Here is a 15,450-nt window from a genome sequence, read left to right as displayed (position 1 = left end):
TACCCATGGCCTCTCGCGCCGACCAGCTTGCTTCCAACCTGAACTTTTCGAAGTTCGGCCAGGCGACCGAACTCAAGAACCGCATCTGGTTCACGATCGGCGCGCTGATCGTCTTCCGCTGCCTGTCCTTCGTGCCGCTCCCCGGGGTCGACCCCGTCGCGCTGGCGCAGGCCTATAAGCAGGCGGCCTCGGGCGGCGTCCTCGACATCTTCAACACCTTCTCGGGCGGCAGCCTTGAGCGCCTCAGCATCATCGCGCTCGGCGTCATGCCCTATATCACGGCTTCGATCGTCGTTCAGCTCGCCTCGGCGCTGGCCCCCAGCCTTGCCGCGCTCAAGAAAGAGGGCGAAAGCGGGCGCAAGAAGCTCAACCAATATACCCGCTACGGCACCGTCGTGCTCACTGCGATCCAGGCCTATTTTCTCGCGCTGACCGCCGAGGCGTCGACCGGGGCGCAAGGCATCACCGTCGTCCTCGACCCCGGCATGCTGTTCCGCATCACCACGGTGATCAGCGTCGTCGGCGGTACCCTTTTCCTGATGTGGCTCGGCGAGCAGATCACCAGCCGCGGCATCGGCAACGGCGTCTCGCTGATCATCATGGCGGGCATCCTTGCCCAGCTGCCGCGCAGCTTCGCCCAGATGTTCAGTCAGGTCCGCGAAGGCTCGATGGGCGGCGGCACCGTGCTCGCCGTAATCATCGGCGCGATCGCGATCATCGCCTTCATCAGCTTCATGGAACGGGCGCAGCGAAGGGTGCTCGTGCAATATCCAAAGCGCGCGACCCAGCGCGGCGGGATGCAGGCCGACCGCAGCCATCTGCCGCTCAAGGTCAACACCGCCGGCGTGATCCCGCCGATCTTCGCCTCGTCGCTGCTGTTGATGCCGCTGACGATCACCCAGTTCATGGGCAATAATGTTCAGGGCGATACCGCGACCGGCGATTTCCTGATCACGATCAACCAGTATCTTGCCCATGGCCAGCCGTTGTACATGGCGCTCTACGCCGCGGGCATCGTCTTCTTCTGCTTTTTCTATGTCGCGGTCGTCTTCAATCCGGAAGAAACCGCCGACAATCTGAAGCGCCAGAACGGCTTCATCCCCGGCATCCGCCCGGGCAAGAACACCGCCGCCTATCTCGACCATGTGCTGACGCGCATCACCGTGATCGGGGCGGCCTATCTGGCGGCGATCTGCCTGATCCCCGAATATTTCATCGCGCGGTCGGGCCTGCCCTTCCAACTCGGGGGCACCAGCCTGCTGATCATCGTCAACGTCACCATCGACACCATTACCCAGATCCAGAGCCACATGCTCGCGCATCAATATGGCGACCTGATCAAGAAGGCCAAATTGAAAGGCGGCGTTGCGCGGCGCTGATACGCCCGCTACGCGAGTTTCGAACAGGGCAGGGAAACAGGGGCCTTCATGACGCTCAATATCATTTTGCTGGGTCCGCCGGGAGCGGGCAAGGGAACGCAGGCCTCGCGGCTGGAGGACGAGCATGGCATGGTCCAGCTCTCGACCGGCGACATGCTGCGTGCGGCGGTCAAAGCGGGAACGCCGATCGGCGTCCAGGCCAAGGCGGTGATGGATGCGGGCGAGCTCGTCTCGGACGAAATCGTCTCGGGCCTGATCGGCGAACGCCTCGACCAGCTCGGCGGCGATGTGTCGGTGATATTCGACGGCTATCCGCGCACCGCTGCGCAGGCCGATGCGCTCGACGAAATCCTCGACGTGCGCGGGCGCAAGCTCGACCATGTCATCGAACTGCTGGTCGAAGAGGATGCGCTCGTCGACCGCATCACCGGCCGCTTCTCCTGCGCCACCTGCGGCGCCGGCTATCACGACCGCTACAAGCTGCCGAAGGTCGCAGACACCTGCGACCAGTGCGGCGGGCATGACTTCAAGCGCCGTCCCGACGATAACGAGGAAACGGTGCGCACGCGCATGGCCGAATATCGCGCCAAGACCGCGCCGATCCTGCCGATCTACGAAGCGCGCGGCATCGTGACCCACGTCGACGGCATGGCCGATATCGACGTCGTCAACGACGCGATCGAGTTGATTCTCAACTCCGCCACAGCGCCCTAGTCCGCTTCAACATCGTCATTGCGAGGGGCGCAGCCCCGTGGCAATCCAGAGCGGCAACAGGCCACTCCGGATTGCTTCGCTTCGCTCGCCATGACGAAGCCCGGTGGTGGCGGGGGATGGGCGATGAATCTGAAAATCATGCTGGCGACGGCTGTTCTGCCGGTTGCCGTACTCGCCGGGGCTCCGGCACAGGCCAAGGTCATCGACCAGAGCGAGATCGGCTTCACCGTCGCGCACACCGCGCAGGTCGCCGCGACCCCCGAAGATGTGTGGAAAATGCTCCGCATGCCCCAGAAATGGTGGTCGAAGGAGCATAGCTGGTCGGGCGATCCCGAGAATTTCTGGCTCGATTCGCAGGCCGGAGGTTGCTTCTGCGAAAAATTGCCCGACACCGGAAAGGGCCTCGGCAGCGTCCAGCACGCGCGCATCCTTTTCGCCAAGCCCGATGAAATGCTCCGCCTGTCGGGTGCCTTCGGCCCGCTGCAGGGTGAGGCGCTGACCGGCACGCTGACGATCCAGATCAAGGAAACTCCGACCGGCGCGGCGATCCGCTTCGACTATATTGTCGGCGGTTATATGCGCTTCAAGGTCCCCGAAATCGCCCCTGCGGTCGACAAGGTGATCGGCGAACAGCTGATCGGCCTCGCCAGGGCGCTCGGCGGCAGCCTGCCGCCGACCCGCGCCGAAAAGGCGGCGGCGGACGAAGCGGGCGAGGGTGACAAGCCCGCGCCGTCCGAAAAAACCGAATCGGGCCTCGACGACGCGATGGCGGACCTGCTCGCCGATCCGCCGAAGTCCGACGAGGCGGCGAAGGAAAACGAAGCCCCCGAGTGACGCCTCAGCTCTTGGGCTTGCCCTTGAGCGCCGCGAGCGCGGCGAACGGTCCGGCCTGCTCCTCACTCAGCACGCCCTTTTCGGCGAGGATGCGGTCAGCGTCGGGATGGCGCGGAAACGGATCGAGCGCGAGCGACAGCGTCTGCACCGCGACCTCCCCCAGGTCGACGCGGTCATGTTCGAGCGGCAGCACATCGATATCATCGGCGCCCAGTTCGACCTCGACCTCTTCGTCGTCGTCCGGCCGCAGGTCGCGCAGAAATTTGAGGTCGAAGGGTTCGGCGATCGTCGCCGGTACCGGCAGATCGGTCGCGGCGCAGCTTTGCACCAGCGCCGCGCGCACTTCGCCGCGCAGCCCGATCCCACCCGCCACCGCGCGCACCTCGACGGTCACCGCGAACCGGTCGAGTTCGACGAGTGCGAGCCGCTTGGCGATCGCCGCGCGTGCCGCGGCGTCGGCCTCGAGCGTCACTGTCCTGCCGGGTCCGACCTCGGCGAGCGTCACGACATGCGAAAATTCGCTGCTCATGCCGCGTCCGGCAGGCGGTCGGCGGCGATCAGGTCGGTCACCGGCATCGCGGCGAGCGCGGTCCGCAGCGCCGCGGTCCCCTCCATGACATGCGCGAGTTCGCTCGCGCCGGGTTCGTTGCCGCGCCACAGGTTGCGGACCAGCGCCGCGCGCAGGTCGTCGGACCCGTCGGGCGCGCGATAGGCGCCAAGCCGGCCGCCGAGGGCGCCGACCATCCGCCCGATCTGCTTGCCGACGACCATGTCGCCGAAACCGATCTGGCGCATCTGACCGTCCATGTCGGTCACGAACAATTCGGTAAGATGGACCCCCGCCAGCGCCTGAGCCGGATCTTCGTCGATGCGGTGGAGGACGAGCGCCATCACCAGCCCGATCATGTCGAACCGCCCGTCGAGCGTGTCGGGGACGCCGCCGGCCTGGTACCAGTGCGGCGCGCGCGCGGCCGCGACCACGGCGTTCCACAAGGGGCGGCGCGCCTCGCGCGGGTCGGGATCGGGGGTGAAGAGTTTGCGGAACGAGATCATGCGCTCCGCTTAGGCGCATTTGTGCCTGCCGAAAAGGCCCGCCGGTCAGGCTGCAGCAAGCTTTGCCGCGCCACAAGCGGCGCGCCATAGGCCTTGTATGCGGCACCCGCTTGCGCTTAAGAGGCGCGGGTAACAAGCGCGGTCGCGGGGGCGAGCGGCAGGCATGCGCAACGGAGATTTTTGATGCCGCACTTCACCACGATTTTTTCTGCGCCGCGGACGCGCCTGATCGTCGCTGGCCTCGCGCTGGCGCTGACGACCAGCGGCTGCGCCCAGCTCAAGGGCCGGCAGGGTTATGTCGTCGACCCCGTGCTGACCGATGCGATCACGCCTGGCGTCGACAACCGCGAATCGGTCGAAAAGACGCTCGGCCGCCCGACCTTCGTCGGCCAATTCAGCAACAATGAATATTATTATGTGTCGCGCGAGACGCGCCAGCTCGCCTTCGCCAACCCGCGTCCGGTGGCGCAGCAGGTGCTGCGCGTACGCTTCGACGCCACCGGCAACGTCGCCGCGGTCGATCGCACCGGAATCGAGCTGGTGAGCCGGATCAGCCCCGAAGGCGACAAGACCCCGACGCTGGGCCGCGAGCGCAGCTTCTTCCAGGATATCTTCGGCAATATCGGTGCGGTCGGCGCCCCGGGCATGGGCGGCAGCGGCGGCCCTTCGGGACCGTAACAGCGCGTCATCGCGAGGCGCGGAGCGAGGCGGCAATCCAGAGACGGCGCTAACCGCCCTGGATTGCTTCGTTTCGCGCGCAACGACGAACGTTCGATCGTTACTCGGCGATCCCGCCCGCCGCGAGCACCGCCAGCGTCACCAGGTCCGACGCGGTCGACGCCATCGTCGCGACTTGCACCGGCTTTTCCATGCCGACCAGCATCGGGCCGATCACCGCGCTGCCGCCAAGTTCGCGCAGCAGCTTGGCCGACAGATTGCCCGATTGCAGCCCCGGCATGACCAGCACGTTCGCGGGTCCCGACAGGCGGCAGAAGGGATAATTGGCCATCACCTTGGGGTTGAGCGCGACGTCGGGCGACATCTCGCCCTCATATTCGAATCCCGGCTTGCGTTCGTCGAGGATCGCCACCGCGTCGCGGATATTGTCGAGCCACGATCCCGGCGGGTTGCCGAAGGTCGAATAGGACAGGAAGGCGACGCGCGGTTCGTGCCCCATGCGCCGCGCGACCTGCGCGGTGCGTTCGGCGATGTCGGCAAGCTGCTGCGCGCTCGGGCGTTCGTTGACCGTGGTGTCGGCCATGAACACCGTATGGTGCTGGCCGACGAGGACGTGGATGCCGAAATTGGTCTGGCCTTCGGCGGGGTCGATCACCCGCCGCACTTCGCGCATCGACTGCGAATAGGTGCGGGTGGTGCCGGTGATCATCGCATCGCCCAGCCCCAGCTGGAGCAACAGCGAGCCAAAGATGTTGCGGTCGCGGTTGACCATGCGCTCGACGTCGCGGCGCAGGTAGCCGCGCCGCTGCAGCCGTTCGTACAGCATGTCGACCATTTGCGGCACATGCGGCGAATTGACGCTGTTGTGGACCTCGAAGCTTTCGGGGTCTGCGACCCCCATGTCGCGCAGCTTGTCGTGCAGCCCTTCGCGCCCGACGAGAACCGGGATGCCATAGCCGCCATCGCGGAACTGGATCGCGGCGCGCAATACAACCTCTTCTTCACCCTCGGCGAACACCACCCGCTTCGGATTGGCGCGCGCAGCCTCATAGGCGAGCGTCAGCACCGAAGTCGTCGGGTTGAGCCGCGCCTTCAGCGAATTGCGATAGGCGGCCATATCCTCGATCGGCCGCTGCGCGACGCCGGTGTCCATCGCCGCCTTGGCGACCGCGGCGGGCACGATTTCCATCAACCGCGGGTCGAAGGGTGAGGGGATGATATATTCGGGGCCGAAACTCGACGCCCGCCCGCCATAGGCCGCCGCGACTTCCTCGGGCACCTGCTGGCGCGCGAGGTCGGCGATGGCGTAAGCGGCTGCGATCTTCATCTCCTCGTTGATCGCGGTCGCGCGCACGTCGAGCGCGCCGCGGAAGATGAAGGGGAAACACAGGACATTGTTGACCTGGTTCGGATAGTCCGACCGCCCGGTGGCGATGATCGCGTCGGGGCGCGCGGCACGCGCATCCGGCGGCGAGATTTCGGGATCGGGGTTTGCCATCGCGAAGATGATCGGGGCCGGCTTCATGTCCTTGACCATCTCGGGCTTCAGCGCGCCAGCCGCCGACAGGCCGAGGAAGACGTCGGCGCCGACCAGTGCCTCGGTCAGCGTGCGCGTCTCGGTCGGCACCGCATGCGCCGACTTCCATTGGTCCATGCCTTCGGCGCGGCCCTGATAGATGGTGCCCTTGCGGTCGCACATGATGACATTTTCATGCCGCACGCCCATCGCCTTGATCAGCGCGGTACAGGCGATCGCGGCGGCGCCGGCGCCATTGACGACGACCTTCACCGTGTCGAGGTCGCGCCCGGTCAGGTGGCAGGCGTTGATCAGCCCGGCGGCGGTGATGATCGCGGTGCCATGCTGGTCGTCATGGAACACCGGGATGTTCATCTTTTCCTTCAGCGCCTGCTCGATGATGAAGCAGTTCGGCGCCGCAATATCCTCGAGGTTGATGCCGCCAAAGCTCGGCTCGAGCAGCTCGACCGCCTCGATGAAGCGTTGGGGGTCTTCGGTGTCGACCTCGAGGTCGATCGAATCGACGTCGGCGAAGCGCTTGAACAGCACCGCCTTGCCTTCCATCACGGGCTTCGAGGCGAGCGCGCCAAGGTTGCCGAGGCCGAGGATCGCGGTGCCGTTCGAGATCACCGCGACCAGATTGCCCTTGATCGTATAGTCATAGGCGGTGGCCGGATCCTCGGCGATCGCCTTCACCGGCACCGCGACACCGGGTGAATAGGCCAGGCTCAGGTCGCGCTGCGTCGCCATCGGTTTCGACGCGACGATCTCGATTTTTCCGGGCCGGCCGTAATTATGATAGAGCAGGGCCTCGCGATCCGAGAATTGTATCTTGCTGCCGCTGTCCATTAGTTTGTCCCCTCAGTTCGATTCCACAGACGCGCGCCCATTGCGCTGATCCCTAGCGTCACCCTGCGGCGATTGGTACCGCCAATATTGGGTCTCGGCGCAAAGCTTGTACCGGCTGGCACGAGTGGGTCCGGTTTCGGGCGAAACCAGACGTCGCCCCCGCGAAGGCGGGGGCCGCTGTCGGTTTACGCAGCGATACGGAAATAGGCCGTTAGCGGCCCCCGCCTTCGCGGGGGCGACGGTTTAAGACGGTTTAAAGAGTGTCCGCTTCCCACCCCAAAGCAGACATAGCCGTCGGCGATCGAACGCTATTGATACTCCACCGTCACCGGAATCCGCCCGCGATAGTCGCCGTCGTCAAGACCGGCGATCTGCAGCCGGCCGCCGAAGCGAAACTGCAGGCGGCCATCGGGGCCGAGGCGCGGAGCGGCACTGAGGTCGGTGATAAGGCTCGACACGCGCGCGCTGCGGCCGCGATCGCTTTCGAGATCGACGCTGGTCGGCAGGATGACGCGGACCTCGGCGCCGGGTTCGCCGGTCACGGTGACCACCCCGGTGACCGCGAAACCGCCGAGATCGACGACATCGCCGCGCAGGCGGCGCGCGCCCGAGAGCGGGTCGAGTTCGACCTCTCCGCCACCCGCGCCGACCGCGACGCGGCCCATGTCGAGCTGGGTTTCGACCTCGACCCGCAGCGGCGTTTCGGCCTTGCGACTCGCGCTGCCGCTCGCCGCGCCTTGCTCGCCGCACAGCATGCACTGCGCCGAGGCCGCGGAGGGCGCGCCGAAAATCAGACCGAGAAGGAGGAAAAGGCGCAATTTCACGCCTTTCCGATAGCCGATCCATGGTTAAGCCGCGGTAAAGCAACGCGGGCGCTAATCCGCTGGCCTGCCTCCCGCTTTTGCTCCACATGAGCGCCATGACGATGAAGTCGCCGACCGCCTGGCTCAACGCGCTTTCCACCGCGACGCCCGACCATGACATCCACAAAGCCTTCATCGACTGGGCGACCCCTCGGCTGGCCGACGAACGGGTGCGCGCGATCTTTGCGCGGATGGCGGGGCGGTCGGGCATCGATCATCGCTGGTCGGTGCTGCCGCCGACCGCCGATGGCGGGTCCCCGGTGGCGCCGGGCGGATTTTACGATGTGGCGGGATTGCCGCCGACCTCGGCACGGATGGCCGCTTATGCCGAACATGCGCCCGAGCTGGCGCTCAACGCCATCGCGGGCCTAGGCGACGCCTTCGAACCGGCGCGGGTCACGCATCTGGTGGTGGCGAGCTGCACCGGTTTCGTCGCGCCGGGGATCGACCAGATCATCGCACGGCGGCTGGGACTGGCGGCGACGGTCGAGCGGGTGCTGATCGGTTTCATGGGATGCTACGCCGGAGTCACTGCGCTGCGGAGCGCGCGGCATATCGTGCGGTCGGAGCCGGATGCGGTGGTGCTGGTGGTGAGCGTCGAGCTGTCGACACTCCACCTCAGCCTCGCCGACCAGCCCGAGCCCCTGCTCGCGATGCTGCAGTTCAGCGACGGCGCCGCCGCGGGGATCGTGTCGAGCGAAGCCGAAGGACTGCAACTTGGCGAGGGCCGCAGCCTGGCGCTCGAGGACAGCGCCGAGTTGATCTGCTGGGACATCGGCGACAAGGGATTCGAGATGCAATTGTCGGGCGAGGTCCCGGGACGGCTGCGCGCGGCGCTGGGCGAACCGGGGGTGCAGGCGCAGCTGTTCGGCGGCGGCGCGGCGCCGCCGCTGCTTGCGGTCCATGCCGGCGGTCGCTCGGTGCTCGACGCGGTCGAGGCGGCGCTGCATGCCCCCGCCGATGCGCTGGCCGACAGCCGCGCGGTGCTCGGCGCGTGGGGCAATATGTCGTCGGCGACGATCCTGTTCGTGCTCGCACGGATGATGGCGCGGCGTGCGAAGGGCGAGGGCATCGCGATCGCCTTCGGCCCCGGACTCGCCGCCGAGGCGATCCGCTTCACCGCGTCATGAACCCCTTCGCCAGCCTCGCCGTGCCGATCGAGGCCGAGGAGGAGATGGACGCGGCCGAATTGCCGGCCGAGCGCTATGCGAAGGTGCTGCGCGACCTGTCGCGGATCAATGCGCTGACGCTGGCGGCGCGCCCTACGCTGGGGTTCCTCGATCGGGTGCGCGCGCGCGGCGTCGGCGAAAAGCCATGGCGCATCCTCGACGTCGGCTTCGGCGCCGGCGACATGCTGGCGCGGATCGCGCACTGGGGCGACTGGCGCGGGGTGGCGCTCGACCTCGTCGGGGTGGACCTCAACTCGAAGAGCATGGCCGTCGCCAAGGCGCGGCTCGGCGAGCAGGCGCGCTTTGTCACCGGCGATTATCGCGATCTGGCGGGCGACGGGTGGGACATCATCGTGTCGAGCCTCGTCACCCATCATATGACGCCAGGCCAGCGCGCCGATTTTTTGCGCTTCATGGAAGGGGAGGCAGCGCGCGGCTGGCTGGTCAATGACCTCCACCGCCAGCGGCTGCCCTTCGCCGGCTATCCGCTGCTCGCGGCGCTGGCGTGGGTCGATCCGATCGTGCGGCGGGACGGGCAGCTGTCGGTCGGGCGCAGTTTCCGGCGCGGCGAGTGGGCGGCGATGCTGGCCGAGGCGCTGCCCGATACCGCGGACCAATGCCGCATCTTCAGGAGCTTTCCCTATCGGCTGTGCGTCGAGCGGGTGCGGTGAATACCCCGGACGCGCTGGTCATCGGGGCCGGACCGGCGGGTGCGGGAGCCGCGATCGGGCTGGCGCGCGCGGGGGCGAAGGTGGTGCTGCTCGAACGAAGCCGCGAGACCGGCGACGCGCTGTGCGGCGGGTTTTTGAGCTGGCAGTCGTTGGCCCGGCTGGCGGCGCTGGGGATCGATGCCGCCATGCTCGGCGGACAGGTCGTGCGCCGGGTGCGGCTGTTCGCGGGCGCGCGGTCGAGCGAGACGATGCTGCCCGAGGCGGCGACGGGGGTATCGCGGTTGCGGCTCGATTCGGTGTTGCAGGCGGCGGCGGTGGCGGCGGGCGCCGGACTGGAGCGCGGAGTCCATGCGACAGCGCTGGAAGGCGGCGCGGTGCAGACGCGCGACGGCGCCGAACTGGCAGCACCGTCGGTCTTCCTCGCGGCGGGCAAGCACGGGTTTCGCGGCTTTCCGCGCGAGCCGGCGGCGTGGCAGCGGGAGGACCCGGTGATCGGGCTGCGGCTGCGCATGCCGCAGGCCGCCGCGCTCGACCGGCTGGTCGGCGACGCGGTCGAACTGCACCTGTTCGACCGCGGCTATGCCGGGCTGGTGCGGCAGGAGGATGGCAGCGCCAACCTGTGCCTCGCGGTCCACAAGTCGCGGCTGGGCGGCGCCCCCGAAGCGCTGCTGCGCCGACTCGGCGACGAGCATCCGCGGCTCGGCGAAAGGCTCGCCTTTGCCGACTGGTCGCGCGGCATCGATGCGATCGGGCATGTGCCTTATGGCTGGCGCGACGGCGTCACCACGCCGGGACTGTTCCGCCTGGGCGATCAGGCGGGGGTGATCCCGAGCCTGGCGGGCGAGGGCATGGGGATCGCGCTGGCGAGCGCCGAGGCCGCGGTGACGGCATGGCGGCACGGCGCGGCCGGCGCGGCGCCGGGCTTCCAGCGCGCGCTCGCTGCCCGGATGACACGGCCCTTTGCGCTGGCGAACCTCATCTGGCGGCTCGGCGAAAATCCCCGGACGGCGAGTCCCCTTACGGCCTGCGCCGCGGCCGCCCCTTGGCTCGTTCGCCTCACGTCCCGGGCCACCCGGCTCGGCTGAGGGAAAAGATTCGCGCAGCCCACATTCGGCCCGAGGCCCTTGCAGCCGCCCGTATCCAGTCCGATATTGGCGGCAACGAAGGAGATCATCCGATGACCGATCCCAAGACGACCAAGCCGCTCGACCCGATGGCGCATCATGTGCTGCGCGAGGGCGGCACCGAGCGCGCCTTTACCGGCCGATATACCGACCATAAGGGCGACGGCGTCTATCGCTGTGCCGGGTGCGGCGAACCTTTGTTCGACAGCAAGACCAAGTTCGATAGCGGATCGGGCTGGCCCAGTTATACCGCGCCCGCCGAGGGCGGTGCGGTGCAGGAACTGACCGATACCAGCCATGGCATGGTCCGCACCGAGGTGCGCTGCGCCAAATGCGAAGGCCATCTGGGTCACGTGTTTCCCGACGGCCCCGGACCAACCGGACTCAGATACTGCATCAACAGCGCGGCGCTTGACTTCGCGGGTCGCGGGCAGGATGACGCCAAGACCGACGCGGGTTGACGGGCCAACCCTCGATGCGGACCATTATGGGCTGACGCGATCAGGGACGCGGCGAGGGAAGGAAATCGGCTTTGCGCCGCGAAAGACAGCAGGCTTCGTCAGGGAAATCGTCGGGTAGCGCCAAATCGGGCGGGTCGCCTTCGAAGGGCGAGCCGCCACGCTGGCGCGTCTGGCTGCGGCGCGCCTTCCGCTGGGGGCTCGGCCTCGCGCTCGTCGGCGCGGTCGCGCTCGCGGTAGCGGTCGGCATCGCGGTGCAGCGCATCCCGAGCTTTGAGGAGCTCAAGAAATCGCCCGCCGGCCAGACGATCCGTGTGCACGCCGCCGACGGCACCGTTTTCCTGTCGCTCGGTCCCAATTACGGCCGTTGGATGACGCTCAGCGAAACGCCGCGGGTGATGCAGGACGCGATGGTCGCGGTCGAGGACCGGCGCTTTCGCTATCATCCCGGGGTCGATCCGGTCGGCATGACCCGCGCCGCGGTCGTCGCGGTGCAGAACCGCGGCAGCGGCCGGCGCCTGCAGGGCGCGTCGACGATCACCCAGCAACTCGCGCGTAATGTCTTTCTGTCGAACAGCTATACCTGGACGCGCAAGCTGCGCGAGATGGTCCTGTCGATGGCGCTCGAATGGAAGTTCTCGAAGGACGAGATCCTCGAGCTTTACCTGAACAAGGTCTATTTCGGCGGCGGCAGTTACGGCATCGACGCCGCGTCGCGGCGCTTTTTCGGGCATAGCGCGACGCAGATGTCGCTGTCCGAGGCGGCGGTGGTCGCGGGGCTGGTCAAGGCACCGTCGCGCTATTCGCCGACCGCCGACGCCAGCGCCGCGCTCGGCCGCGCCGGTGTGGTGCTGGGCGTCATGGTCGACGCCGGGGTGATCACCCAGTCGCAGGCCGACAGCGCCAAACCCGCCGACGTCCAGATGGCACAGGAGACCGGGCAGAACAGCGCGCGCTATTTCAGCGACTGGGCGCTGCCGCAGCTCGACATGCTGATCGACGAGGGCAGCGAGGCGATCGACGTCTATACCACCATCGACTTGGGCATGCAGCGCGCGGCGACCGCGGCGATCCAGGCCAATGTGCCGGGCGGGGCGCAGGGTGCGCTGGTGTCGATCGACCGCGACGGCGCGGTGCGCGCGATGGTCGGCGGCACCGACTATGTCGCGTCGAACTATAACCGCGCGACGCAGGCGGTGCGCCAGCCGGGGTCGGCGTGGAAAGTCTTCGTCTATATGGCCGCGCTCGAGGCGGGCTATAAGGTCAACGACGAGGTGGTCGACGAGCCGGTGACAATCCGCGGCTGGAGCCCACGCAACTCGTCGGGCCGCTTTTCGGGCGCAATGGACCTGCGCAGCGCCTTTGCCTATTCGGTCAACACCGTCGCCGCCAAGCTGGGCGACGAGGTCGGCACCTCGTCGGTCGCCAATATGGCGCGCCGGTTCGGCATTTCGACCCCGATCAACACCCAGCCGTCGATGGTGCTCGGCACCTCCGACGTGCGCGTGATCGACATGACCGCCGCCTTTGCCGCCATCTCGCGCAAGGGCGTGTCGGCGGCGCCCTATGGCATCACCAAGGTCACCACCGCCGACGGGCGATTGCTGTATCAGCGCGCCGCCGAGCGCGGCACGGTGCTGGTCGACAATTGGGTCGCGGCGGGAATCACCGACCTGATGCAGACCGCGGTCGCCACCGGCACCGGGCGCGCGGCGCAGATCGGCCGTCCGGTCGCGGGCAAGACCGGCACGACGTCGAGCAACAAGGACGGCTGGTTCCTCGGTTTCTCGAGCGGGCTGACCACCGGCGTGTGGATGGGGCGTGACGATGCCAAGGCGGTCGGCGGGCTGCAGGGCGGGCGCGCGCCCGCCAAGGCCTTTGCCGATTTCATGCGCGTCGCGGTGGCCCGGCGTCCGGTCGAAGCCTTCGACACCGAGGTCAAATTGCCCGAATGGCAGCTCGAGGACGAGGAGGACGCCTATCTGGGCGAGCCCGGAGAAGGCGGACTGGTCGACGACAACGGCATGCCGATCGAACTGCCCTATGACAGCCGTCCCCCGGCGAATCCCGATAACAGCAACCCGCCGGCCCAGACGCCCGAGGATGCGCCGGTCCTCGACCAGCGCTGGCTCGACGAGCAGACGGGACGCACCGACCCGGCGCCGAGGACACCGCCGCCACCCGCGAACAAGGCGCTGCCGCCCGCGGTGAAAAGCTCCACGGTGCGCGTCCCGCCGCGCGAGCCGCAGGGACAGAATGACTAGGTAAAGCGGTAGCGGTGCAGCCCGCGGCCCTCGCGGCGTAGCCAGGCGCGCGCCGCGGCGACGTCGCCGTCGTGCAGTTCGTCGACGAGCGCGTGAAAGGCGCGGCCATGGTCCATGTGGCGAAGATGCGCGACCTCGTGCGCGACGGTCGCGCGGCGGACATGGTCGGGCGCCATCACCAGCCGCCAGCTGTAGCGCAGGTCGCCGGTCGCGGTGCAGCTGCCCCAGCGGCTGCGCGGGTCGCCGACTCCGATGCGCCCGACGTCGAGGCCGGCGCGCCCTGCGATGGTGCGGCTTTCGGCGGCCATCAGGTCGAGCGCCTGCGCCTTCAGCCAGCGCTCGATGCGGCGGCCGACGCTGTCGGCGGGGCCGCCGAGCGTCAGGACATCGCCGTCGAGCCGCACCGCGCGCGGCAATGCGGCGTCCCACAGGATCCGCCGTTCGATACCGAAGAGCGGCACAAAAGCGCCGGGGCCGATATCGACCGGGATCACCGCCTTGCCGACCTGTTCGGCAAGCCAGTCCTGCTGCTCGCTCGCCCAGCGCAGCGCCTTGGCGGCGCTGCCGCGGCGCGGCAGGGTCAGCCGCAGTTCGGCGCGCGCGGCGTCGAAGACGAGGCGGTAACGGCGCGAGCGGGCGTGGTGGACGAGGCGCACCGGCCAGGCGTCGTCGCCGACGACAATCTGCGGCGGCTCGGTCGCCGGCGGGGCCCCGCGCTTAAACAACACGCTCGACAAGGTGATTTTCCAGCGGCCCGGCGACCTGTTCGCCGACCGTCCAGCCGACGATCGACTGGCCGGCGCGGTGCACCGCGTCGCGGTCGCCCGAGACCAGATAATGCCAGTCGGGCAAGGGGCGGTCCTCGGCGCGCAGGCGATAGGCGCAGCTTTGCGGCAGCCATTCGATGCTCTCGAGCTTGCTCTTGGTGAGCGTCAGGCAGTCGGGCACATGGCGGCGGCGATGCTTGTAATCGCCGCAGCGCGCGGTGGCGAGGTCGAGCAGGCGGCACGCGACATTGGTCGGATAGATGCGGCCGGTGTCCTCATCCTCGACCTTGTGCAGGCAGCATTTGCCGCAGCCGTCGCACAGCGCTTCCCACTCGCCGGCGTCGAGGCTGGCGAGTGGGGCTTCCCAGAAGTTCTCGCGCGCGGTCACTTCACCCATTTCGCAAGGTCGGCGGCGACCTTGTCGGGGGCGCCCTCGTCGCTGTCGGTCGAGGGGTCGTCAAGCGGCAGCAGCGCGAGCGGCTTGCCTGCGGGGTCCATCAGGAAGGCGAGCTGGGTGTGCGCCATCAGATAGCGGTCGGGGGCCGAGCCCTCGACCTTGTGATAGCTGACGACATAAGCCTTCGCGACGGCAGCAATCTGTTCGGGGGTGCCCGTGAGCCCCAGCAGACGCGGGTGATAGCGCGAGACGAACGGCTTCAGCGCGGCGGGGGTGTCGCGCGCGGGGTCGATCGTGACGAACATCGGCACGATCTTAGCGCCGCGCGCCGGGTCCGCCTTTTCGAATTGCGACAGGCCTAGCATCAATTTCTGGATATCGACCGGGCAGATGTCGGGGCAGAAGCTGTAGCCGAAATAGACGAGGCGATATTTGCCGGCGAAATCGCTGTCGCTGACCGTCTTGCCATTCTGGTCGGTGAGGGTGAAGGGGCCGCCGATCCGCGCGCCTTCGAGCGGGGGCCTGGCGTCGGGCGCCGGAGCGGCGGGACCGTTGCACGCCGCAAGCGTCGCCGCCGACAGCAGGAGCAGGCTTGCACGAAGCGCCTTTTGGCCCATATTCAGCTTATTCATCATCGGGCCAGCCTTGCTGGGCTAGGCGCCGAAAATCAACCTTTGTCGTCGCCTGCCGGGAAACGGGCGCGACACCCGCTAC

The 15,450-nt window shown here is 67.9% G+C and carries 16 protein-coding genes; 9 read left to right on the top strand and 7 right to left on the bottom strand.

The window, feature by feature from the left end:
• Positions 1-5: 5 nt before the first annotated feature.
• From secY to ASD67_RS00660, 3 genes are all read left to right on the top strand, one after another.
• The gene (gene secY / locus ASD67_RS00670; protein WP_056341803.1) at positions 6-1,379 is read left to right on the top strand and encodes a preprotein translocase subunit SecY; all 1,374 of its coding nucleotides are present in this window, start codon (positions 6-8) and stop codon (positions 1,377-1,379) included.
• 48 nt (positions 1,380-1,427) lie between these two features.
• Complete coding sequence (locus ASD67_RS00665; RefSeq protein ID WP_056341800.1) at positions 1,428-2,093, top strand: adenylate kinase; 666 nt, start codon at positions 1,428-1,430, stop codon at positions 2,091-2,093.
• A gap of 123 nt (positions 2,094-2,216) precedes the next feature.
• A complete protein-coding gene (locus ASD67_RS00660) occupies positions 2,217-2,927 on the top strand; it encodes a hypothetical protein (protein ID WP_056341797.1) in 711 nt (236 codons plus the stop codon).
• 4 nt (positions 2,928-2,931) lie between these two features.
• On the opposite strand, the gene ASD67_RS00655 is transcribed toward ASD67_RS00660, so the two are convergent.
• Together ASD67_RS00655 and ASD67_RS00650 are read right to left on the bottom strand one after the other, a co-directional pair.
• On the bottom strand, positions 2,932-3,456 hold the full coding sequence (locus ASD67_RS00655; protein ID WP_056341794.1) for a YceD family protein: 525 nt from the start codon (positions 3,454-3,456) through the stop codon (positions 2,932-2,934).
• Positions 3,453-3,980, bottom strand: a complete 528-nt coding sequence (locus ASD67_RS00650; protein ID WP_056341792.1) for a ubiquinol-cytochrome C chaperone family protein — start codon at positions 3,978-3,980, stop codon at positions 3,453-3,455. Before ASD67_RS00650 ends, ASD67_RS00655 begins: the two co-directional genes overlap by 4 nt.
• A gap of 183 nt (positions 3,981-4,163) precedes the next feature.
• Between ASD67_RS00650 and ASD67_RS00645 the strand changes: the two genes are divergently transcribed.
• The gene (locus ASD67_RS00645; RefSeq protein WP_056341789.1) at positions 4,164-4,658 is read left to right on the top strand and encodes an outer membrane protein assembly factor BamE; all 495 of its coding nucleotides are present in this window, start codon (positions 4,164-4,166) and stop codon (positions 4,656-4,658) included.
• Positions 4,659-4,758: 100 nt separating this feature from the next.
• On the opposite strand, the gene ASD67_RS00640 is transcribed toward ASD67_RS00645, so the two are convergent.
• Entirely contained in the window at positions 4,759-7,023 is a 2,265-nt protein-coding gene (locus ASD67_RS00640) for an NADP-dependent malic enzyme (protein ID WP_056341786.1), read from the bottom strand.
• A 308-nt stretch (positions 7,024-7,331) separates the two neighbouring features.
• Positions 7,332-7,847, bottom strand: coding sequence for a DUF4402 domain-containing protein (locus ASD67_RS00635; RefSeq protein ID WP_056341784.1), 516 nt, complete (start codon positions 7,845-7,847; stop codon positions 7,332-7,334).
• Between the two features lie 101 nt (positions 7,848-7,948).
• Here ASD67_RS00635 and ASD67_RS00630 point away from each other — a divergent pair, with 101 nt between their 5' ends.
• The 5 genes from ASD67_RS00630 to ASD67_RS00610 all read left to right on the top strand — a co-directional run bounded on the left by ASD67_RS00630 (position 7,949) and on the right by ASD67_RS00610 (position 13,572).
• Positions 7,949-9,016 (top strand): type III polyketide synthase, encoded by a 1,068-nt coding sequence (locus tag ASD67_RS00630; protein WP_056342832.1) that lies wholly within the window; start codon positions 7,949-7,951, stop codon positions 9,014-9,016.
• Positions 9,013-9,726, top strand: coding sequence for a methyltransferase domain-containing protein (locus ASD67_RS00625; protein ID WP_056341781.1), 714 nt, complete (start codon positions 9,013-9,015; stop codon positions 9,724-9,726). The genes ASD67_RS00630 and ASD67_RS00625 overlap by 4 nt, the downstream gene beginning before the upstream one ends.
• Entirely contained in the window at positions 9,723-10,811 is a 1,089-nt protein-coding gene (locus ASD67_RS00620) for an NAD(P)/FAD-dependent oxidoreductase (protein ID WP_056341778.1), read from the top strand. The genes ASD67_RS00625 and ASD67_RS00620 overlap by 4 nt, the downstream gene beginning before the upstream one ends.
• 92 nt (positions 10,812-10,903) lie before the next feature.
• Positions 10,904-11,311 (top strand): peptide-methionine (R)-S-oxide reductase MsrB, encoded by a 408-nt coding sequence (gene msrB / locus ASD67_RS00615; RefSeq protein ID WP_056341775.1) that lies wholly within the window; start codon positions 10,904-10,906, stop codon positions 11,309-11,311.
• 71 nt (positions 11,312-11,382) lie between these two features.
• Positions 11,383-13,572, top strand: coding sequence for a PBP1A family penicillin-binding protein (locus ASD67_RS00610; RefSeq protein ID WP_082544746.1), 2,190 nt, complete (start codon positions 11,383-11,385; stop codon positions 13,570-13,572).
• Here the strand turns inward: ASD67_RS00610 and ASD67_RS00605 are convergent.
• The 3 genes from ASD67_RS00605 to ASD67_RS00595 are packed head-to-tail and all read right to left on the bottom strand — an operon-like array spanning position 13,569 to position 15,371.
• Positions 13,569-14,300 carry a M48 family metallopeptidase gene (locus ASD67_RS00605; RefSeq protein WP_235535516.1) on the bottom strand — a complete coding sequence of 244 codons (732 nt, stop codon included), beginning with the start codon at positions 14,298-14,300 and terminating at the stop codon, positions 13,569-13,571. The two genes, ASD67_RS00610 and ASD67_RS00605, sit on opposite strands and share 4 nt — an antisense overlap.
• On the bottom strand, positions 14,290-14,736 hold the full coding sequence (locus tag ASD67_RS00600; RefSeq protein WP_056341772.1) for a YcgN family cysteine cluster protein: 447 nt from the start codon (positions 14,734-14,736) through the stop codon (positions 14,290-14,292). Before ASD67_RS00600 ends, ASD67_RS00605 begins: the two co-directional genes overlap by 11 nt.
• Positions 14,724-15,371 carry an SCO family protein gene (locus tag ASD67_RS00595; protein ID WP_056341769.1) on the bottom strand — a complete coding sequence of 216 codons (648 nt, stop codon included), beginning with the start codon at positions 15,369-15,371 and terminating at the stop codon, positions 14,724-14,726. The genes ASD67_RS00600 and ASD67_RS00595 overlap by 13 nt, the downstream gene beginning before the upstream one ends.
• Positions 15,372-15,450 lie beyond the last annotated feature (79 nt).

The sequence above is a fragment of the Sphingopyxis sp. Root1497 genome (assembly GCF_001427085.1).
Classification (GTDB): domain Bacteria; phylum Pseudomonadota; class Alphaproteobacteria; order Sphingomonadales; family Sphingomonadaceae; genus Sphingopyxis.
Note: the sequence above shows the minus strand (reverse complement) of the source record. Positions and strands in the feature narration are given on the sequence as shown.

Excerpts from the sequence above, each read along its gene's own strand:
- ASD67_RS00625 (WP_056341781.1), top strand. The coding sequence starts at position 9,013 with ATGAACCCCTTCGCCAGCCTCGCCGTGCCGATCGAGGCCGAGGAGGAG.
- msrB (WP_056341775.1), top strand. The coding sequence starts at position 10,904 with ATGACCGATCCCAAGACGACCAAGCCGCTCGACCCGATGGCGCATCAT.
- ASD67_RS00630 (WP_056342832.1), top strand. The coding sequence starts at position 7,949 with ATGAAGTCGCCGACCGCCTGGCTCAACGCGCTTTCCACCGCGACGCCC.
- ASD67_RS00600 (WP_056341772.1), bottom strand. The coding sequence starts at position 14,736 with ATGGGTGAAGTGACCGCGCGCGAGAACTTCTGGGAAGCCCCACTCGCC.
- ASD67_RS00595 (WP_056341769.1), bottom strand. The coding sequence starts at position 15,371 with ATGATGAATAAGCTGAATATGGGCCAAAAGGCGCTTCGTGCAAGCCTG.
- ASD67_RS00640 (WP_056341786.1), bottom strand. The coding sequence starts at position 7,023 with ATGGACAGCGGCAGCAAGATACAATTCTCGGATCGCGAGGCCCTGCTC.
- ASD67_RS00665 (WP_056341800.1), top strand. The coding sequence starts at position 1,428 with ATGACGCTCAATATCATTTTGCTGGGTCCGCCGGGAGCGGGCAAGGGA.
- ASD67_RS00655 (WP_056341794.1), bottom strand. The coding sequence starts at position 3,456 with ATGAGCAGCGAATTTTCGCATGTCGTGACGCTCGCCGAGGTCGGACCC.
- ASD67_RS00660 (WP_056341797.1), top strand. The coding sequence starts at position 2,217 with ATGAATCTGAAAATCATGCTGGCGACGGCTGTTCTGCCGGTTGCCGTA.
- secY (WP_056341803.1), top strand. The coding sequence starts at position 6 with ATGGCCTCTCGCGCCGACCAGCTTGCTTCCAACCTGAACTTTTCGAAG.
- ASD67_RS00650 (WP_056341792.1), bottom strand. The coding sequence starts at position 3,980 with ATGATCTCGTTCCGCAAACTCTTCACCCCCGATCCCGACCCGCGCGAG.
- ASD67_RS00645 (WP_056341789.1), top strand. The coding sequence starts at position 4,164 with ATGCCGCACTTCACCACGATTTTTTCTGCGCCGCGGACGCGCCTGATC.